This is a genomic window from Xanthomonas sp. NCPPB 1638, assembly GCF_041475635.2.
GTDB lineage: Bacteria > Pseudomonadota > Gammaproteobacteria > Xanthomonadales > Xanthomonadaceae > Xanthomonas > Xanthomonas cucurbitae.
In genome coordinates this window covers 906,534-926,503 of sequence record NZ_CM192984.1, presented here as the reverse complement: position 1 = coordinate 926,503, position 19,970 = coordinate 906,534, and the positions used below count along the sequence as shown (strand labels likewise).

Sequence of the window (19,970 nt, the reverse complement as noted above, 5' to 3'; positions counted from 1 at the left end):
GACCTCAGTGGCGGTGGTTGGCGGCCAGCGAATCGCCGTGCCGCCATTCCAGATACGTTTTCAGCGCCAGCGTCAGCAGCGCGGTCAATGCCAGCAGCGAGGCGCATGCGAATGCCGCGCTGTAGGCGTATTCGTTGTAGAGGATTTCCACATGCAGCGGCAGCGTATTGGTGCGCCCGCGGATATGCCCGGACACCACCGACACCGCGCCGAACTCGCCCATCGCCCGCGCCGCGCACAGCAGCACCCCATACAACAGGCCCCAGCGGATATTGGGCAGCGTCACTCGCCAGAACATCTGCCAGCCATTGGCGCCCAAGCTCAGCGCGGCCAGTTCCTCGTCGCTGCCCTGCTGCTCCATCAGTGGCATCAGCTCGCGTGCGATGAACGGAAAGGTGACGAAGGTCGTCGCCAACACGATGCCCGGCAGCGCGAACACGATCCGCGGCAACTGGATCAAGGTCTCGCCCAGCACCGGCAATTGCAGCCGCCAGCCTTCGTCGATCAACGGCCACGCCCAGCCGCTGCGGCCGAAGATCAGCACGAAGATCAGCCCCGCCACCACCGGCGACACCGAGAACGGCAGGTCGATCAGGCTGACCAGCAGGCGTTTGCCGCGGAACTGGTGCTTGCTCACCGCCCACGCGGCCGCCACGCCGAACACCAGGTTCAACGGCAGCACGAAGGCGGTGACCAGCAGCGTCAGCTTGATCGCCGACAGCGCATCCGGGTCGACCACCGCGCGCAGGAAGGTCTCCCAGCCGCCGCGCAGTGCTTCGGCAAACACCAGCACCAGCGGCAGCAGCAGGAACGCCAGCAGAAATGCCACTGCGCCCAGGATCATCAGCCACTGCACCCAGCGCGGCTCGTTGGTGGCCGAATCGGTGATGCGGCGCGCCTGCTCGGTCATCGCACGGGTCTGCGGCATCGAGGGCAACGAGGAAACAGCATCCGTCATGCCGGCCTCGGTTGATAGCGCAACAGGCGTGCCTGCAACGTGTTGACCACCAGCAGGATCACCAGCGACAGCAACAGCATCGCTGCGGCGATCGCGGTGGCGCCGGCGTAGTCGAATTCTTCCAGCCGGATGGTAATCAGCAGCGGCGCGATCTCGGTGGCGTTGGGCAGGTTGCCGGCGATGAAGATCACCGACCCGTACTCGCCCACCCCGCGCGCGAAGGCCAGTGCGAAGCCGGTCAGCACAGCCGGCCACAGCCCCGGCAGCACCACCCGCCGCACCGTCTGCCAGCGCGAGGCGCCCAGCGTGGCGGCGGCGGCTTCCACTTCACGATCGCTTTCGGCCAGCACCGGCTGCACCACCCGCACCACGAACGGCAGGCCCACGAACACCAGCGCCAGCACGATCCCCAGCTGGGTATAGGCCACCTTGATGCCGGCCGCTTCCAGCCAACGCCCGATCCAGCCGTTGCCGCCATACAGCGCGGTCAACGCGATGCCGGCCACCGCAGTAGGCAGCGCGAACGGCAAATCGATCACCGCATCGAGCAAGCGCTTGCCCGGGAAGCGGTAGCGCACGAAGACCCAGGCCACCCAGGTGCCCATCACCGCGTTGAACGCACCGGCCACCAGCGCGGTGCCGAAGCTCACCTGCAACGCCGACAGCACGCGTGGCTGGCTCCACACCTGCCACAGGCCATCCCACCCCAGCCCGCTGGTCTTGATGAAGATACCCAGCAGCGGAATCAGCACGATCAGGCCGAGCCAGGTCAGGGTGATGCCCAGGCTCAGACCCAACCCCGGCATCACGCGTCGGCGCGATGGCGACACCGGGCGGGATGCAACCGATGCCTGCATGGCTATTTCTTGGCCTGGATCTGGTCGAACAGGCCGCCGTCGGCGAAGTGCTCCTGCTGCGCCTTGTCCCAGGACCCGAATGCCTGCTGGATGGTCACCAGCTTGATGTCAGGGAAGCGAGCCATATCTGCCGGGTCGGCAAACTCCGGATGACGCGGGCGATAGAAATGTCTGGTCGCCAGTTTCTGGCCTTCCGGCGCATACAGATAACGCAGGTAGGCCTCGGCCACCTCGCGCGTGCCATGCCGGTCGACATTCTTGTCCACCAGCGCCACCGACGGCTCGGCCAGGATCGACAGCTTGGGCACCACGATCTCGAACTTGTCCTTGCCCAGTTCCTCGCGCGCCAGCAGCGCCTCGTTTTCCCAGGCCAGCAGCACGTCGCCGATGCCGCGCTGGACGAAGGTGGTGGTAGCCCCGCGCGCACCGGTATCGAGCACCGGCACGTTGCGGAACAGCGCCTGCATATAGCGCAGGATGCGCTCGCGGTCGCCCTTGAAAATGTGGTCGGCATACGCCCAGGCGGCCAGATAATTCCAGCGCGCGCCACCGGAGGTCTTCGGGTTGGGCGTCACCACCGCGACCCCCGAACGCAGCAGGTCGGGCCAGTCCTGGATGTTCTTCGGGTTGCCCTTGCGCACCAGGAACACGATGGTGGAAGTGTACGGCGCGCTATTGTCCGGCAGCCGTTGTTCCCAATTGCTGTCGATCAGCTTGGCCTTCTGCGCGATCGCATCCACGTCGTAGGCCAGCGCCAGGGTCACCACATCCGCCTCGATGCCATCGATGACCGCGCGCGCCTGCTTGCCGGACCCGCCGTGCGAGGTCTCCACGGTGACCGTGTCCTGCGGGTGCTGGTGTTTCCACTGCGCCGCGAACGCGGTGTTGAAGTCGCGGTAGAACTCGCGGGTGGGGTCGTAGCTCACATTGAGCAGCCCGATGTCGCGTGCGCCCGCCGGGCCGGCCAGGGCCAGCAGAATGCAGACGAGGGAAACAAGACGGAAGCGGGGGTGTGTCACAACGATCTCCTGGCCGGGGGCACGGCTGAACAGCAAGCATGCCATGCTGCGCAGCGTCACGCGGACGGTGAAATAACATCCGCACTGCTGCTTATGCCGATTCTGCATGACGTAGTGGTATGGCATGGTGATCGTTAAGATTGCGCTTCTTCCCTGCCACTGCGACCGCCATGACCCGTCCGCCTGCCGCGCTCACCGCCCACTACGCCGCCGAGCTGGACACCATCCAGTCGCAGGGCCTGTTCAAGTCCGAGCGCATCATCACCGGCCCGCAGTCGGCACGGATCACGCTGGCCGATGGCCGCAGCGTGCTGAACTTCTGCGCCAACAACTATCTTGGCCTGGCCGACCACCCAGACATCATCCAGGCCGCCAAGGATGCGCTGGACAGCCACGGCTTCGGCATGGCCTCGGTGCGCTTCATCTGCGGCACGCAGGACCTGCACAAGCAGCTCGAACGCACCATCGCCACGTTCTTCGGCACCGAGGACACCATCCTCTATGCCGCCTGCTTTGACGCCAACGGCGGCCTGTTCGAACCGCTGCTCGGTGAGCACGACGCCATCATTTCCGACGCACTCAACCACGCCTCCATCATCGACGGCGTGCGCCTGTGCAAGGCCAGGCGCTTCCGCTACGCCAACTGCGACATGGCCGACCTGGAAGCACAGCTGCAGGCCGCCGATGCAGCCGGTTGCAAGACCAAGCTCATCACCAGCGACGGCGTGTTCTCCATGGACGGCTTCATCGCCCCGCTGGACCAGATCACCGCCCTGGCCCGCAAGTACAACGCGCTGGTGCATATCGACGAATGCCACGCCACCGGCTTCCTGGGCGCCACCGGCCGCGGCTCGGCCGAGGTCAAGGGCGTGCTGGACCAGATCGACATCTTCACCGGCACGCTGGGCAAGGCCATGGGCGGCGCACTGGGCGGCTTCACCACCGCCAGGCGCGAAGTGATCGAACTGCTGCGCCAGCGCTCGCGCCCCTATCTGTTCTCCAATTCGCTGCCGCCGCATGTGGTGGCTGCCGGCATCAAGGCCTTCGAGATGCTGGACGCGGCCGGCGAGTTGCGCTCGCAGTTGGTGAAGAACACCCGCTACTTCCGCGAACGCATGACCGCAGCCGGCTTCGACCTCAAGCCCGGCGTGCACCCGATCAGCCCGGTGATGCTCTACGACGCGCCGCTGGCGCAAAAATTTGCCGAGCGCCTGCTGGAAGAAGGCATCTACGCCATCGGTTTCTTCTTCCCGGTGGTGCCCAAGGGGCAGGCGCGCATCCGCACCCAGATCAGTGCTGCGCACACCCGCGCGCAGCTGGATCAGGCCATCGACGCCTTCATCAAGATCGGCCGCGAACTGCACGTCATCAAGACCTGAGCATGCGGACAGTGCTTCGCCAACGGCTCCTGCTCGCGGCGCGCACCGATGCGCAGGCGCAGTGGCTGGACGGCAGCTGGGAAACCCGCTGCCTGCATTGCCGTCGCCGTCTGCGCATCGGTGTCGATGGCGAGCCGCTGGGGCATACCACGCTCGAACACATCGTGCCGCAGGCCTGGTTCGGTCGCCGCGCCGCAGCCGGTTTATGCCTACGGGTGGGCGACGACCCCAACGACGCGCGCAATCTGGCGCTGGCCTGTGCCGGCTGCAATCACGCCAAGGGCCGCCGCCATGACGCCAATGGCGCCGGCGACGCACGCGCGGTGGAAGTGGTCAGCGCCTTGCTCAGCGCCCGCCTGGCACGCTGGCGCGACCCGGCGTCAGCGCCAGGACTTCCGCCGCACTGAGCAACCGCCAGGCGCCCTTGGCCAACTCCCCCATCGGCAGTGGCCCGATCGCCACGCGCACCAGCCGCAGCACGCCGATGTCCACGGCCGCCAGCAACCGGCGGATCTGCCGGTTACGGCCTTCGTCCAGCACGATTTCCAGCCAGGCATTGCGCTCGCCTTCGCGCAGCACGCCGACCTGCCTGGCGCGCAATAGAGCGCCATCGCCGTCCGGATCCGGGTCGATCACCCCCGCGCGCAACTGCGCCAGCTGCCCGGCATCCGGGCGGCAGTCGATCTGTACGTGATAGGTCTTGTCCGGCCCGCTGGCGGGGTCGGTCACCGCCGCCGCCCATTGCGGGTCGTTACTGAACAGCAACAGACCTTCGCTGGCCTTGTCCAGACGCCCGACCGGGGCGATCCACGGCAGGCCGGCGCCATCGAAACAGCGGTACACGGTGTCCCTGCCCTGCTCGTCGCGCACCGTGGTAACCACCCCGCGCGGCTTGTTGAGCATCAGATACACCCGCGACGGCCCGGCCAGCGGTTGGCCATCGATGCGGATGGCCGCCTGGCGATCGGTGCGGATCGGGAATTCGGGGTCGCCGACCACCCGTCCATCGACGCTGACCCGCCCATCGGCGATCCAACGTGTCGCCTCGGTCCGCGAGCATACGCCCAGCTTGGACAGCACCCGCGCCAACCCATGCCGCGGCGCGGAGCTGCCCTGCGCGGCGGTGGACGCACGCTCGGCACGCGGCGGCAAGGCCGGGCCATGCGTACGAGGCCGGGACGTGGCCGGCGGGGGCCGCCGGGTCATGCTGTCCCGACCGCGTGGCTTACTTGTTCTCGACCGGCTTGGCGTCGGCCGCAGGCGCTGCGGGTGCGACCGCAGGCGCGGGCGCGCCGGGAGCCGGACGCGCCTTGACCACGCGCACGCCACGCGCCTTCATCCAGGCGTCGAATTCTTCGGCGGTCATGCGCTTGCCGTTCTGGCTCATGTCGAAGCGCCACGGGGTGTTGTCGAAGGCGGTGGTGGCCTTGTAGGCCGCCGGATCGTTCGGGTTGACGGTGCCGCCCGGCGGAATCACCTTGGCCACGTCCTGGCAGCCTTCCACGCGCAGGCGCAGCAACACGCGGTCCACCGATTGCTCGCCGCCAGACGGCTGGGCCAGCACGCCAGTCGGCATGCCCAGTTGCACGCTGCGGGTGTAGAACTCGGCAGCCGCCGGCGCAATCACGGTCGCGGGCAACGGCAGCGGCTGGGACACCGCGCTGCCGGCGCAGTTCGGAGCGGCGTAGGCGGCGGGAATCAAAGCGAAACAGAGCAGTCCTGCCGTAGCGGTACGCAGCATCGTGAGTTCTTCCAGTCAAAGTGTGGTGTCGACGCGGCGAGTGTAGGCAGCGATGAACGCTGTTTCAACCGGAACCGTGCCGGGAGGGCAACACAGACAGATTGGCTGCCCGTGTGCACAAGGATTCGGAGGTGTTTCGGATCGCACATAGACAAAACCCGGCGCGAGGCCGGGTTTTGTGTGCAGCAAAGCTAGCGGTCCAATCAGTTCTGGACGTTCAGCTCGGTACGACGGTTCTTCGCACGGCCTTCCGGATTGTCGGAACCATCCGGGTTGGCGTTCGGAGCAATCGGACGGCTCTCGCCGTAGCCGATCGGGCCGACCAGACGCGACGCATCGACGCCGTTCTTGGTCAGGTAGTCATACACGGTGGTCGCACGACGCTCGGACAGCTTCTGGTTGTACGCGTCGGTACCCTTCGAGTCGGTGTGACCGGCAACCTCGACCTTCAGGTCGGGGTAACGCTTCAGGATCTCGGTCGCTTCGCTCAGGATCGACACGGCATCCGGACGCAGGGTCGACTTGTTGAAGTCGAAGTTCACGCCCTTCAGGTCGATCGACACCGGCACCGGGCAGCCGTCCGGACCGATGGTCTGGCCAGGCTGCGAAGCCGGGCACTTGTCGTCGCAGTTGTTGACGCCGTCGCCGTCGTCATCCAGGTCGGCGCAGCTCGGAGCAACCGGAGCCGGAGCCGGCGGCGGTGCGGTGGCCGGAGCCGGTCCCAGCGGAATCACGACGCCGACCGAAGCCAGCACGTCGCCGAACCAGTCTTCCCGCGGAGCAGCAATGCTCTGGTCGTCGAAGTCGGCGCGGTAGGCCAGTTCGGCACGCACGGCAACGCGCTTGTCGAAGGTGGTCTGCAGACCGACGCCAGCCTTGGCGGCGAAGTTGCCGTCCTTACGCTGACCCGGCGACACTGCGGTGCCGCTGTTGAATTCTTCTTCCGAACGCTGATAGCCCAGGCCGAACAGCAGGTACGGGTTCCAGCCGCGGCCTTCTTGCACGAAGTGGCGACGCAGGTCGAACGAGATGCCGTACTGGCTCCAGTTCTGGTCCTGGTTGGCGTCGAAGTTCGGGTTCTGGTAGTTCAGCTCACCATCGAGCGACCAGTTCGGGCTGACAAACTTGCCCAGGCCCAGGGTGACGAACGGTGCATCGTTGGTCAGACGATCGTTGTCCTGGAAGTTGAAGCCAGCGCCACCGGTCAGGTACCAACGGTCATCGAACTCCTGCGCGGACGCAGCCTGGGCAACCGCCAGACCGCCGAGCAACGCGGCAGTGAGAATTTTCTTGTTCATTTATACAGCTCCTTCTTTGGGAGATAAAACCGATAGAGGCGGTGTTCTTGGTAAAGATGCTCGTCACATCCAGAGCCATCGGGGCGCAGATTAAGCCGGCCTCGGTGAAGATCGCGTTAACGGTCATATAACATGTGAAAGCAATCGCCAGCCCATGCGACGCTTGCGGATATTACGTATACAGCTTGATGAAGAAAAGGACCGAGTCCCCAGTTCACGCATTTACCCCCTCTGAATGGCAGCCCAATCGGATACCCGCCGTGGGGATGGTGCCAGCTCCGCGGCGACCGGCGCTTGCTATTGCTTCACCACATTGGTGAACGCCAGGCCGCTTCAGACATGAATCAGCGCGCCGGTGGTTGCAGCGGACTCACCGCACAACGCACCCTGAACCTCCCCACCAGGAGTGTCCCGATGAAAGCTGTCGTCCTCACCCGCCACCTCCCGATCGATGACCCCGACTCGTTGCTGGACATGGAGCTCGCCGCGCCGCAGCCGCCCTCGGGCCATGACCTGCTGGTCCGCGTGGAGGCGGTCTCGGTCAACCCGGTCGACACCAAGGTGCGCGCCCCCAAGCCCCAGCCGCTGCAGGCACCGAAGATCCTGGGCTACGACGCGGCGGGGGTGATCGAGGCGGTCGGTCCGGAGGTCACCGCCTTCGCGGTGGGCGACGAGGTCTATTACGCCGGCGACATCGGGCGCCCCGGCAGCAACGCGCAATACCAGCTGGTGGATGCGCGCATCGCCGGCTGCAAGCCCACCTCGCTGAGCTTTGCCCAGGCCGCGGCGCTGCCGTTGACCACGCTCACCGCGTGGGAATTGCTGTTCCAGCGCATGCCGTTCACCTTCGATGGCGCGCGCAATCGCGGCAGGCCGTTGTTGATCGTCGGTGGCGCCGGCGGTGTGGGGTCGATCGCGATCCAGCTGGCCCGGCATGCCGGCTTTACGGTGATCGCCACCGCCTCGCGCCCGGAAAGCATTGAATGGGTGCGGCAGATGGGCGCGCACCACGTCATCGACCATCATCAACCGCTGCAGCCGCAACTACAGGCGCTTGGGCTACAGACAGTGGACGCGGCACTCAACCTGGCCGATACCGACCGCTACTGGCAACAGTTGGGCGAGGTGCTGGCACCGCAGGGGCATGTGGGCCTGATCGTTGAACCGAGCGGCCCGCTGGCGATTGGCGACCCGTACAAATCCAAGTGCATCGGCATCCATTGGGAGCTGATGTTCGCGCGCGCACGTTATGCCACCGACGACATGGTCGAACAGCACCGCATCCTCAACCGCGTGGCGAGCCTGATCGATGCCGGCGAGCTGCGCACGACGCATACCGACACCTTGTCCCCCATCAATGCCGACACCCTGCGCGAGGCACATCGACGGCTGGAAAGCGGCAGCACCATCGGCAAGCTGACGTTGGCCGGCTGGTAACTACAGCGGGCGTCGCGCTGCCAGCTACGCCGCACTCGGCGCCCAGCCGGGTGCATCGTTGGTCCTGGCCGAGCGCGGCGCCCCCCCACAGGCATTGCGCACAACCAGGGTGGCGCGCAGTCGCCGGCATCGTCACGCTCCTGCAGCGTCGGCACTGCCGCAGGCGGCACGGGCGCCGACACCCCGGGACTTGCCGCCACGTTCGTTTGCCTGCATCGTGCGCACTCCGTACGCCAGCGTATCCATATCATGTCGCCCGCCACCGGCCCTTCGCCCTCGCCCTTCCCGCACCTGTTCACGCCGCTCGATCTGGGCTTCACCCAACTGCGCAACCGCGTCCTGATGGGATCGATGCACACCGGACTGGAAGATCGTGCGCGCGATTTCCCCAAGCTGGCGGCGTATTTCGCCGAGCGTGCGGCCGGCGGGGTTGGCCTGATCGTCACCGGCGGGTTCTCCCCGAACGTGGTGGGCTGGCTCAAGCCGTTCGGCGGCAAGCTGTCCTGGCCCTGGGAAGTGCGCCCGCACCGCCAGGTCACCCGCGCCGTGCACGCCCATGGCGCCAAGATCTGCCTGCAGCTGCTGCACGCCGGGCGCTATGCCTATCACCCGCTGTCGGTGGCGCCATCCCGGCTACAGGCACCGATCAATCCGTTCACCCCGCGCGCCCTGTCTGCAGCAGCAGTGGACCGCCAGATCGCCGCGTATGCGCGTTCGGCGCGGCTGGCGCGCGAGGCCGGCTACGACGGCGTGGAGGTGATGGGTTCGGAAGGCTATCTGATCAACACATTCACCGCGGCACGCACCAACCAGCGCAGCGATGCCTGGGGCGGCGATGCGACCAGGCGCATGCGCTTTGCGGTGGAGATCGTGCGCCGCATCCGCGAAGCCTGCGGGCCGGACTTCATCATCATCTACCGGCTGTCGCTGGTGGATCTGGTCGAAGACGGCAACCAGTGGCAGGACATCCTGGCCCAGGCCCGGGCGATCGAAGCCGCCGGCGCCACCCTCATCAATTCCGGCATCGGCTGGCATGAGGCGCGCATCCCGACCATTGCCACCTCGGTACCGCGCGCCGCGTTCGCTGGCGTGACCGCCAAGCTCAAGCCGCACCTGCGCATTCCGGTGGTGGCCAGCAACCGCATCAACATGCCGGAGGTGGCCGAGCGCATCCTCGCCGACGGTGCGGCGGACATGGTGTCGCTGGCGCGGCCGTTGCTGGCCGACCCGCAGTGGGCCAACAAGGCCGCTACCGGGCAATCGCACACCATCAATACGTGCATCGCCTGCAACCAGGCCTGCCTGGATCATGTGTTCGAGAACAAGCTGGCCACCTGCCTGGTCAATCCGCGTGCGGCTCACGAAACCGAGCTGGTCTACACCCCCACCACCACGCCCAGGCGCATTGCGGTGGTCGGCGCCGGTCCGGCCGGCCTTGCCTGCGCCACCGTGGCGGCCGAGCGTGGCCACCAGGTGACCTTGTTCGATGCCAGCAGTGCGATCGGCGGGCAGTTCAACATCGCCAGGCGCATCCCCGGCAAGGAAGAATTCAACGAGACGCTGCGCTACTTCAGCCACCGTATCGAGGCGACCGGCGTGCAGCTGCGCCTGAACACCCATGTGCAGGCGACCGACCTCACTGCGTTCGACGAGGTGGTGCTGGCCACCGGCATCGAACCGCGCAAGGTCGACTTCCCGGGTGCCGACCACCCGATGGTGGTCAGCTATCTGGATGTGGTGCTGGGCCGCCATGTGCCCGCCGACAAGGTCGCCATCATCGGGGCCGGTGGCATTGGCTTTGATGTCGGCGAATTTCTGGTGCACGAAGGCGAGTCGGTGTCGCTGGACCCGGCGCGCTGGATGGCCGAATGGGGCGTGGACCCGAGCTTCGAAACCCGCGGCGCGCTGGCCAAACCGCAGCCCGAGCGCCCCGCCCGCCAGGTCTGGTTGCTGCAACGTAGCGCCGGGAGGCCCGGTGCGCGGCTGGGCAAGACCACCGGCTGGATCCACCGCGCCACGCTCAAGGCCAAGGGCGTGAAGATGCTCGGTGGCGTGGAATACCTGGGAGTGGACGATGCCGGCCTGCAGATCCGCGTGGAAGGGACCGAGCAATTGCTCGCTGTCGGCACGGTGGTGATCTGCGCCGGCCAGGAACCGCGCCGCGAGCTGCTGGCCGCCTTGCAGGCGCTTGGCAAGCAGCCGCACCTCATCGGCGGTGCGGATGTGGCTGCCGAGCTGGATGCCAAACGCGCAATCAACCAGGCAAGCCGGCTGGCGGCGAGGCTGTAGCAGCGACGTCGCACCCCACCGCCACCGTGCCGACTCGGCGGGTGAGTGGCGTGGTCAAGCGTGTCCATTCAGCCAGGATTGCGTGACCGCCATCTACCTTGCGCCCACTTTCGACCCGCCGGACCTGGCGGGCAGCTTCGGCAGCAACGTCCTTTTGCCGAAGACCGGGCGGCCCGTGACAGGTCGCCTCCCCATGACGCCAAGCCCTTCGCATGCGCGTGTCCAGTGTCGGATGCCCTGCGGATCGGCCCATACGGAGCAAGGAGTCCCATGAAACTGGCTTGGATACTTTGGCTGTCGCAGTTATTGCCGCAGCCCGCTGCAGATTCGTTGTGCCTGAGTACTACCGTCTATCTGGAAGCGCGCGACCAGACCCTGCGCGGCCAGCAGGCCGTTGCCGAAGTGGCGCTGCGGCGCCTGGACAGCGGACTATGGGGCGACTCGATGTGCCAGGTCGTCACTGCGCGCAAGCAGTTCGCACCGACCATCGTCTCCCCGGGCACGCAACTCAAGAACGACGATGCCTGGAACAAGGCCTTGGGCGTGGCCCTGGCCGCAGAGCGCAACTGGGCACTGCCAGTCGGTCAACGCAAGGAAATCGTGCCGGGTGCGAGCCATTTCGCGGCAAGCGCGATTGCCAGCCCCAGCTGGCGCAACGCCTACCAGGTGGCCACCATCGGCGACCACACGTTCTATCGCGTGCAGACGCTGCGCCCCCGCACCGCTTCGTAGGCCGCGCGGCGCCAACCCGGCATCAGCCAGCAGGACACACCTGCGTGGCACCTCGCCCAACCGCTGCGCACAATGCCCCGATGGCGTGGCCCTGCACCCATGTGGCCAACGGCGTGCTTCACGCGCGGCGGCGGCATCGTCGGCAAGCGCATCACCGCGCCGGCGCCTTACGGTTCACTGCGCAACCCGGCTAAGCTTGCGGTTTCGACCGTCTCTGGAATCCACGATGAAACTCTTCACCAAGCCGGGTGCCTGTTCGCTCGCAGATCACATCGTCCTACGCTGGTCCGGGTTGCCGTTCGAGCTGGTGGTGCTGGACGCAGCCAGCATGAAGTCGCCCGAGTATCTGCAGCTCAATCCGGCAGGTGCCGTGCCATTGCTGCTGGTCGACGATTGGGCGCTGACGCAGAACGCCGCCATCCTGAATTACATCGCCGACGTTGCGCCGCTGACCGGCCTGGGCGGCGATGGCAGCGCGCGCAGCCGCGCCGAGATCAATCGCTGGATCGCGTTTTCCAATGCCGACGTCCACCCGACTTTCAAGCCGATCTTCGGCAGCACTGCCTACCTGCAGGATCAGGCCTTGATCGCGCGCAGCCAGGACGATGCGCGCAGCAAGTTGCGCACGCTCTACGCGCGTGCCGATGCACATCTGCAAACGCGCCAATGGCTGGCCGGTGACAGCCATACCGGCGCCGATGCCTATCTGTTCGTGACCTTGCGCTGGGCGCGCAAGGTCGGCGTGGACCTGAGTGGACTGACGGCACTGGATGCCTTCTTCCAGCGCATGCAGGCCGATGCCGACGTGCAGGCCGCACTGAAGGCCGAAGGCCTGGAATAAGCGATAGCGCGGCCCTGGCGCGCGGCGGCGCACTGATTCGCTGGGTCGCCGCGCGCTGCACCGCCCGCAGCACCACCGCCACGCACAGCAGAGCCGCCGTCATCGCAGGCATGCGGACATAAAAACGCCGTGCAATGCCCGGCGTTTTTGACTTGCACCACACGGATGATTCAGCCCAGCAGATGCGACACGCCGCTGCGCTCTTCTTCCAGTTCGGCCAGGGTCTTGTCGATGTACTTCTGGCTGAAGTCGTCGATCGGCAGGTCCTTGACCAGGGTGTACTGGCCGTTCTCGGTGGTGACCGGGAAGCCGAAGATCACGCCTTCGGGAATGCCGTAGGAGCCGTCGGACGGCACGCCCATGGTCACCCACTTGCCGTTGCTGCCCAGCACCCAGTCACGCACGTGGTCGATGGCGGCATTGGCGGCCGACGCAGCCGAGGACAGCCCGCGCGCTTCGATGATCGCCGCGCCGCGCTTGCCCACGGTCGGGATGAAGGTGTTGGCGTTCCATTCCTGGTCGTTGATCGCATCGCCAATGGACGCGCCATCGGCGGTGGCGAAACGGTAGTCCGGATACATGGTCGGGCTGTGGTTGCCCCACACCACCAGCTTCTCGATGCCGCCGACCGGCTTGCCGAGCTTGAGCGAGAGCTGGCTCAGGGCGCGATTGTGGTCCAGGCGCAGCATGGCCGTGAAGTTCTTCGGGTTCAGATCCGGCGCCGACTTCATGGCGATGTAGGCATTGGTGTTGGCCGGGTTACCGACCACCAGCACCTTGACGTCGCGCTTGGCCACCTTGTTCAACGCCGCGCCCTGCGCGGTGAAGATCTTGGCGTTTTCCAGCAGCAGGTCCTTGCGCTCCATGCCCGGGCCGCGCGGACGCGCGCCGACCAGCAGGGCCACGTCGATATCCTTGAACGCCACTTCGGCGTCGTCGGTACCGACCATGCCGGCCAGCAGCGGGAACGCGCAGTCTTCCAGCTCCATCATCACGCCCTTGAGCGCGGCCTGGGCCTTCTCGTTGGACAGTTCCAGCAATTGCAGGATCACCGGCTGATCCTTGCCCAGCATTTCGCCAGAGGCGATGCGGAACAGCAGGGCATAGCCGATCTGGCCGGCAGCGCCGGTCACGGCAACACGAACAGGTGCTTTCATGGGGTGTTTCCTCTGCTAAGAAGCGTTGGTGGGGGTGGCGCGCTCGCGGGGCCGCAAGGCGTGGCGGCGCGCATTGACACGCAAACGGCCGCACAAGGCGGCCGTTCGATGGGGGCTGCGATCAGGCGGCGAGGATCTTGTTCCACTCCGCGACACGGTCGGCCTTGGCGGCCAGCACGACGTCGGTATCGCCTTCGATGGTCAGCGTGTTGATGGTGTCGCCCTGGGCAACGCTGTCCACCACGTCCAGGCCCTGGGTGACCTTGCCGAACACGGTGTGCTTGCCGTCCAGCCACGGGGTGGCGGTGTGGGTGATGAAGAACTGGCTGCCATTGGTGTTGGGGCCGGCGTTGGCCATGGACAGCACGCCGCGCTCGTGACCGACACCATTGTTGGCCTCGTCTTCGAAGCGGTAGCCCGGGCCGCCGCGGCCGGAACCTTCCGGGCAACCGCCCTGGATCATGAAGTCAGCGATCACGCGGTGGAAGCTCAGGCCGTTGTAGAAGCCGCGCTTGGCCAGGTTGACGAAGTTGGCAACCGTCAGCGGCGCTTTCTCCGGGTACAGCTCGACGACGATGGGGCCGCGGGAGGTATCGAAAGTGGCGATCAGGGACATGGAAATCCTTGCAGGTTCTGGGGAATCAACAGCCCATTAGGATACACCCGCGCACGCGCCCGGCTGCGGGGTTACGACCATGGTCCAAGCGTCCCGCCCGCCTCGTCGTCGCCTGTCTCCACGCTGCCTGAATGGGCGATCCGGGACGGCATTGGGCACTCCGCCACGGCAGTGCCACGAAACCGCTATAATATTCGGCTTACCTCATCTCATAGACTGGCGCCAGACAGGGGCCTTTTCCGCATGTCCATTGAAAAACTCCGCAATATCGCCATCGTCGCGCACGTCGACCACGGCAAGACCACCCTCGTCGACTGCCTGCTGAAGCAGTCCGGCACCCTGTCCGAACGCACCGTCCTGGCTGAGCGCGTGATGGACAGCAACGACCAGGAAAAGGAACGTGGCATCACGATCCTGGCCAAGAACACCGCCATCACCTGGCAGGGCAACCGCATCAACATCGTCGACACCCCGGGACACGCCGACTTCGGTGGCGAAGTCGAGCGCGTGCTGTCGATGGTGGACTCGGTGCTGATCCTGGTCGACGCGATGGACGGCCCGATGCCGCAGACCCGCTTCGTGACCCAGAAGGCCTTTGCGATGGGCTTCAAGCCGATCGTGGTGGTCAACAAGATCGACCGCCCGGGCGCGCGCCCGGACTGGGTGATCGACCAGGTGTTCGACCTGTTCGACAAGCTCGGCGCCACCGACGAGCAGCTGGACTTCCCGATCGTCTACACCTCGGCGTTAAACGGCTACGCCAGCCTGGATTCGAGCGTGCGCGACGGCGACATGACCCCGCTGTACGAAGCGATCATGCAGCACGTCTCGGCACCGGACGTCGATCCGGACGGCCCGTTCCAGATGCGCATCAGCCAGCTGGACTACAACAACTTCGTCGGCGTGATCGGCATCGGCCGCATCCAGCGCGGCGTGCTGAAGAAGAACATGCCGGTCAGCGTGATCGACCGTGAAGGCAAGAAGCGCCAGGGCAAGGTGCTGCAGGTGCTGGGCTTCCTGGGCCTGGAGCGCATCGAGCAGGACACCGCCGAAGCCGGCGACATCGTCGCCATCTCCGGCGTGGCCGAGCTGACCATTTCCGACACCGTGTGCGCCCTCGACACCCCGGAAGCGCTGCCGGCGCTGACCGTGGACGAACCCACCATCTCGATGACCTTCCAGGTCAACAACTCGCCGTTCGCCGGCAATAAGGACCTGTCTGGCGGCAAGTTCCTGACCAGCCGCCAGCTGCGCGACCGTCTGGACCGCGAGAAGGTGCACAACGTAGCACTGAAGGTCGAGGAAGGCTCCGACGCCGACAAGTTCCTGGTCTCCGGCCGTGGCGAACTGCATCTGTCGGTGCTGATCGAAAACATGCGCCGTGAAGGCTACGAGCTGGCCGTGTCGCGCCCGGAAGTCATCATCAAGGAAATCGACGGCAAGCAGATGGAGCCGATCGAACAGCTGGTGGTGGACATCGAAGAACAGCACCAGGGCGGCGTGATGGAAAAGCTGGGCACCCGCAAGGGCCAGCTGAAGAACATGGAGCCGGATGGCAAGGGCCGCGTGCGCCTGGACTACATGATCCCGGCGCGTGGCCTGATCGGCTTCCAGAACGAGTTCCGCACCCTGACCCAGGGCTCGGGCCTGCTGTTCCATGTGTTCGACCATTACGGCCCGAAGGAACAGGGCGCCATCGCCAAGCGCCAGAACGGCGTGATGATTGCCAATGCACCGGGCGCAACCCCGGCCTATGCACTGGGGCCGCTGGAAGAGCGTGGCCGCCTGTTCGCCGCCGAAGGCGACAACGTGTACGAAGGCCAGCTGATCGGTATCCACTCCAAGGATAACGATCTGACCGTCAACGCGATCAAGACCAAGCCGCTGACCAACATGCGCGCCTCGGGCAAGGACGATGCGATCAAGCTGACCCCGGCGATCAAGTACACGCTGGAACAGGCACTGGACTTCATCGAGGACGACGAGCTGGTGGAAGTCACCCCGAAGGAAATCCGCCTGCGCAAGAAGTTCCTGACCGAAAGCGACCGTAAGCGCGCGGGCCGTTCCGGCTAAGCCCCGGCGTCCACGCTCATGCAGCGCAAGCCCTACAGCCCGGATCCGCGTGCGCATCCGGGCCTACACGCGATCGCCTTGCTGGAGGCGACCAAGGGCGTGCTTGCACTGTTGGCGGCGACGGGCCTGGAAATTCTGGGCCCGCTCCCGCTGCAGCATGCGGTGCGTACGTTGATCCACCGGTTCAATCTGGATCCCGACCACGGCGCCCTGCCGTCGTTGCTCAAGACCATCAGCCCCGATGCGGTGCATCTGGCCGCTGCCGCCATGCTGGGCTACGGCCTGCTGCATGTGGTGGAAGCCTGGGGCCTGTGGCGCGCCAAGGCCTGGGCCTCGTTGCTGGGCTGCCTGTCGGCGGCCATCTATCTACCCTTCGATATCTACGCCATCGTCCGCCATCCCGGCTGGACGGCCTGGGCGGTGCTGGCGGTCAATCTGATCGTGGTCGGCGTGCTGGCACGCGACCTGGTCCGGCGTCGCCGCTGATCCCCCCTGCCCGTCCATCTGGACGTGGCCATCCGTTGTCACCCCGCTCCTGCGCCGTTAGCCTGCGCAGACTTCCCGGGAGCCAGCGCCGATGCGATCCACCACCTTGTCCTTTGCCTTGCTGCTGGCGCTGTGCGGCTGTGCGCATGCCGACGCGCCGACACGCCATGGGCCCGCCACCGCCGCCGGCGCCGAACCGCTCGATCTGGTCGAGGCCGATGTGGCCGGCCTGCAGGCACGCATGCAGGCCGGCACTACCACCAGCCTCGAACTGACCCGCGCCTACCTGCAACGCATCGCCAGCATCGACCGCGCCGGCCCGCAGCTCAACGCGGTGATCGAACGCAATCCACAGGCCGAGGCCGACGCGCGCGCATTGGATGCAGAACGCCGCGCCGGGCACACCCGCGGGCCACTGCATGGCATCCCGGTGCTGCTCAAGGACAACATCGATGCCGTGCCCATGGTCAACAGCGCCGGCTCGCTGGCGCTGGCCGATTTCAAACCCACGCGCGATGCCTTTCTGGTGCAGCGCCTGCGCGCCGCCGGCGCAGTGATCCTGGGCAAGACCAACCTGAGCGAGTGGGCCAACTTCCGCTCCACCCAGTCCAGCTCCGGCTGGAGTGCCCGTGGCGGGCTGACCCGCAATCCCTACGCGCTCGACCGCAACCCGTGTGGCTCCAGCGCTGGCACCGGTGCGGCAATCGCTGCCAGCCTGGCCACGGTGGGGATCGGCACCGAAACCGACGGCAGCATCACCTGCCCGGCCTCGGTCAACGGCCTGGTGGGGCTCAAGCCGACGGTGGGCCTGGTCAGCCGCGACGGCATCATCCCGATTTCGGCCAGCCAGGACACCGCCGGGCCGATGACGCGCAGCGTGGCCGATGCCGCCGCCGTGTTGCAGGCGATCGCCGCGCCCGATCCGCAGGACCCGGCCACCGGCACGGCGCCCGCCACGCGCGTCGACTATCCCGCGCACCTGAAAGCCGACGGCCTGCGCGGCGCGCGCCTGGGTCTGTTGCGCAATCGGCTACGCGAAGACCCCGCCATCGCCGCCACGCTGGACCGCGCCGTGCAGACGCTGCGTGCGGCCGGCGCCACCGTGATCGAAACCCGCCTGGCCACCGATGGCAAGTGGGATACCGATGAGCAGACGGTCTTGTTGGTCGAATTCAAGGCGGGCCTGAACGCGTATCTGCGCAGCCACAACGCACCGGTGGCGAACCTGGAACAACTGATTGCCTTCAATCGCAACCATGCGCAGCGCCAGATGCCGTACTTCGGGCAGGAGCTGTTCGAACAAGCGCAGGCCGCACGCGGTCTCGACGATCCGGGCTATCTGAGCGCGCGCGCCAACGCCAGACGGCTGGCCGGGCCGGAAGGCATCGATGCGACGCTGCTGGCAGATCGTCTGGATGCCTTGATCGTCCCGACCACCGGCCCCGCCTGGGTCACCACGCTCGGCAAGGGGGATACCTTTCCCGGTGCCGGCTATGGCGCCGCTGCAGTGGCCGGCTATCCAAGCCTGAGCGTGCCGATGGGCCAGACCCGAGGCCTGCCGCTGGGTTTGTTGTTCATGGGCACCGCATGGAGCGAGCCACGCCTGATCGAGCTGGCGTACGCGTACGAACAACGTAGCCATGCGCGCTTCGCACCCGGCTACGCGCCGAGTGCGCGCGCTGCACCGGATGCGGCGCCAGCCCCGCCCAAGCGTGATGAATCAGCTGGCAAGCGGTAGCCGACGACCGGCTGACATCCGGCATTGCCCGTAGCGCGTGCAGGCGCCGATGGTGCCTGCACGCACGTCGGCACCGTCGCCGGCGCGGCGTACAGCGACACCGGCCGTACACCTTCGACTCCCACAGCAGGCAGAAGGCAGCAGTCGACGCACTACACCAGCGCCGCCGGCTCGCCGTCTTCGGCGCCCGGCGAACGCACGCCATCCGGCGCGATCGGCGCGGCGGCGCGCGAGGCCGGCTGTTCCTGCGCGGCGATCTCGGCGCGCATCCTGGGCAGCGCATACGGATGCTCGCGGGTCAGGAAGTCGATCATCCGCTCGCGCACCAGGCAACGCAGATCGAAGGCGTCGCCGGAATTGCGCGCACTCACCAGCAGGCGGACCTGGATGGTGTTGTCGCTGGTATCGGTGATCTGCGTGACGCACACGCGCCCATCCCACAGCGTCTCGCTCCGGCAGATGCGCTCCAGCTCCGCGCGCACTGCCGCAATCGGCGTACGGTAATCCAGCCACAGGAACGCGGTGCCCAGCAGATCCGCACTGGCGCGTGTCCAGTTCTGGAACGGATTTTCGATGAACCAGGTGAGCGGCACCACCATGCGTCGTTCGTCCCAGATCCGCACCACCACATACGAGCTGCCGATCTCCTCGATGCGGCCCCACTCGCCTTCCACGATCACCACGTCATCCAGTCGGATCGGCTGGGTCAACGCGATCTGCAGACCGGCAATCAGGTTACCGAACACCGGCTTGGCCGCGATGCCCGCCACCAGGCCAATGATGCCGGCCGAGGCCAGCAGGGTCTTGCCGATCTGGCGCACCTGCTCAAACCCCAGCAGCACCACCGAGAGACCGAGCAGGATCACCGCACCCATCACTACCCGGCTCAGCACCCGGGTCTGGGTCTGGATGCGACGGGCGGTGAGATTGTCCGACACCTCGATCGGGTTGCTGCGCAGGATTGCCGCTTCGCCAGCGGCCACCGCGCGTACCAGCAACCACGTCACGCAGCCGACGATGCCCACATGCAGCAGGTGCTGCACCGCTGCCAACGCCTTGCCGGTCAGCGGCGTGGCCTCGGTGGCAATCCCCAGGAACAGCAATGGCAGGATGAAGGCCGCAGGCAAGGCAACCACGCGAATGATGCGCGCGCGCCGGTAATCGCGGCCCTGCATGCGGCGGAACAACCACAGCATCAGCGACCAGATGACGGCACCGGCCAGCAGCGCGGCACCCAAGGGAATTGCGTATTCGCGGATGACGTTCCAATCGGCAGTCAAACCGTTCCTCCTGTGGGGGGAAAGAGGGATGGCTGCAAGAGCATGCCGCAAGCGGCATGAGCATCACGT

Annotated in this window: 18 protein-coding genes; 9 read left to right on the top strand and 9 right to left on the bottom strand. The window is 66.4% G+C overall.

Going from position 1 to position 19,970, the window contains the following annotated elements; translation table 11 throughout:
- Positions 1 to 4: 4 nt before the first annotated feature.
- The 3 genes from cysW to ACCQ13_RS03990 are packed head-to-tail and all read right to left on the bottom strand — an operon-like array spanning position 5 to position 2,834.
- Positions 5 to 958, bottom strand: a complete 954-nt coding sequence (gene cysW, locus ACCQ13_RS04000; protein ID WP_104604093.1) for a sulfate ABC transporter permease subunit CysW — start codon at positions 956 to 958, stop codon at positions 5 to 7.
- Positions 955 to 1,815: a sulfate ABC transporter permease subunit CysT gene (gene cysT, locus ACCQ13_RS03995; protein WP_104604094.1), complete on the bottom strand. Its 861-nt coding sequence runs from the start codon at positions 1,813 to 1,815 to the stop codon at positions 955 to 957. The genes cysW and cysT overlap by 4 nt, the downstream gene beginning before the upstream one ends.
- A 2-nt stretch (positions 1,816 to 1,817) precedes the next feature.
- Positions 1,818 to 2,834, bottom strand: a complete 1,017-nt coding sequence (locus ACCQ13_RS03990; protein WP_104604119.1) for a sulfate ABC transporter substrate-binding protein — start codon at positions 2,832 to 2,834, stop codon at positions 1,818 to 1,820.
- Between the two features lie 170 nt (positions 2,835 to 3,004).
- Between ACCQ13_RS03990 and kbl the strand changes: the two genes are divergently transcribed.
- A complete protein-coding gene (kbl, locus tag ACCQ13_RS03985) occupies positions 3,005 to 4,213 on the top strand; it encodes a glycine C-acetyltransferase (RefSeq protein ID WP_104604095.1) in 1,209 nt (402 codons plus the stop codon).
- A 2-nt stretch (positions 4,214 to 4,215) separates the two neighbouring features.
- Entirely contained in the window at positions 4,216 to 4,620 is a 405-nt protein-coding gene (locus tag ACCQ13_RS03980; protein WP_104604096.1) for an HNH endonuclease, read from the top strand.
- Here the strand turns inward: ACCQ13_RS03980 and ACCQ13_RS03975 are convergent.
- From ACCQ13_RS03975 to ACCQ13_RS03965, 3 genes are all read right to left on the bottom strand, one after another.
- Positions 4,559 to 5,419, bottom strand: coding sequence for a pseudouridine synthase (locus tag ACCQ13_RS03975; protein WP_104604097.1), 861 nt, complete (start codon positions 5,417 to 5,419; stop codon positions 4,559 to 4,561). The two genes, ACCQ13_RS03980 and ACCQ13_RS03975, sit on opposite strands and share 62 nt — an antisense overlap.
- A gap of 19 nt (positions 5,420 to 5,438) precedes the next feature.
- Positions 5,439 to 5,954, bottom strand: a complete 516-nt coding sequence (locus tag ACCQ13_RS03970; RefSeq protein WP_104604098.1) for a hypothetical protein — start codon at positions 5,952 to 5,954, stop codon at positions 5,439 to 5,441.
- Between the two features lie 203 nt (positions 5,955 to 6,157).
- Positions 6,158 to 7,252 (bottom strand): OmpA family protein, encoded by a 1,095-nt coding sequence (locus tag ACCQ13_RS03965; RefSeq protein WP_104604099.1) that lies wholly within the window; start codon positions 7,250 to 7,252, stop codon positions 6,158 to 6,160.
- A gap of 414 nt (positions 7,253 to 7,666) precedes the next feature.
- On the opposite strand from ACCQ13_RS03965, the gene ACCQ13_RS03960 reads away from it, so the two are divergent.
- The 4 genes from ACCQ13_RS03960 (at position 7,667) to ACCQ13_RS03945 (ending at position 12,551) form a co-directional block, all read left to right on the top strand.
- Positions 7,667 to 8,689, top strand: coding sequence for a zinc-binding alcohol dehydrogenase family protein (locus tag ACCQ13_RS03960; protein WP_104604100.1), 1,023 nt, complete (start codon positions 7,667 to 7,669; stop codon positions 8,687 to 8,689).
- A gap of 249 nt (positions 8,690 to 8,938) precedes the next feature.
- A complete protein-coding gene (locus tag ACCQ13_RS03955) occupies positions 8,939 to 10,978 on the top strand; it encodes an NADPH-dependent 2,4-dienoyl-CoA reductase (RefSeq protein ID WP_159406669.1) in 2,040 nt (679 codons plus the stop codon).
- Positions 10,979 to 11,248: 270 nt separating this feature from the next.
- Positions 11,249 to 11,710: a cell wall hydrolase gene (locus ACCQ13_RS03950; RefSeq protein WP_104604102.1), complete on the top strand. Its 462-nt coding sequence runs from the start codon at positions 11,249 to 11,251 to the stop codon at positions 11,708 to 11,710.
- A gap of 226 nt (positions 11,711 to 11,936) precedes the next feature.
- Positions 11,937 to 12,551 (top strand): glutathione binding-like protein, encoded by a 615-nt coding sequence (locus tag ACCQ13_RS03945; RefSeq protein ID WP_104604103.1) that lies wholly within the window; start codon positions 11,937 to 11,939, stop codon positions 12,549 to 12,551.
- Between the two features lie 170 nt (positions 12,552 to 12,721).
- Here the strand turns inward: ACCQ13_RS03945 and ACCQ13_RS03940 are convergent, their stop codons facing one another.
- Positions 12,722 to 13,708, bottom strand: coding sequence for a malate dehydrogenase (locus tag ACCQ13_RS03940; RefSeq protein WP_104539831.1), 987 nt, complete (start codon positions 13,706 to 13,708; stop codon positions 12,722 to 12,724).
- A 121-nt stretch (positions 13,709 to 13,829) separates the two neighbouring features.
- Positions 13,830 to 14,324, bottom strand: a complete 495-nt coding sequence (locus ACCQ13_RS03935) for a peptidylprolyl isomerase (protein ID WP_159406668.1) — start codon at positions 14,322 to 14,324, stop codon at positions 13,830 to 13,832.
- Positions 14,325 to 14,567: 243 nt separating this feature from the next.
- Here ACCQ13_RS03935 and typA point away from each other — a divergent pair, with 243 nt between their 5' ends.
- From typA to ACCQ13_RS03920, 3 genes are all read left to right on the top strand, one after another.
- A complete protein-coding gene (gene typA, locus ACCQ13_RS03930) occupies positions 14,568 to 16,397 on the top strand; it encodes a translational GTPase TypA (RefSeq protein WP_104604104.1) in 1,830 nt (609 codons plus the stop codon).
- Positions 16,398 to 16,415: 18 nt separating this feature from the next.
- Positions 16,416 to 16,883: a DUF2127 domain-containing protein gene (locus ACCQ13_RS03925; RefSeq protein WP_104604105.1), complete on the top strand. Its 468-nt coding sequence runs from the start codon at positions 16,416 to 16,418 to the stop codon at positions 16,881 to 16,883.
- Positions 16,884 to 16,989: 106 nt separating this feature from the next.
- A complete protein-coding gene (locus tag ACCQ13_RS03920) occupies positions 16,990 to 18,621 on the top strand; it encodes an amidase (RefSeq protein ID WP_208800620.1) in 1,632 nt (543 codons plus the stop codon).
- Positions 18,622 to 18,773: 152 nt separating this feature from the next.
- On the opposite strand, the gene ACCQ13_RS03915 is transcribed toward ACCQ13_RS03920, so the two are convergent.
- Complete coding sequence (locus ACCQ13_RS03915) at positions 18,774 to 19,901, bottom strand: mechanosensitive ion channel family protein (RefSeq protein ID WP_104604107.1); 1,128 nt, start codon at positions 19,899 to 19,901, stop codon at positions 18,774 to 18,776.
- Positions 19,902 to 19,970: the final 69 nt, after the last annotated feature.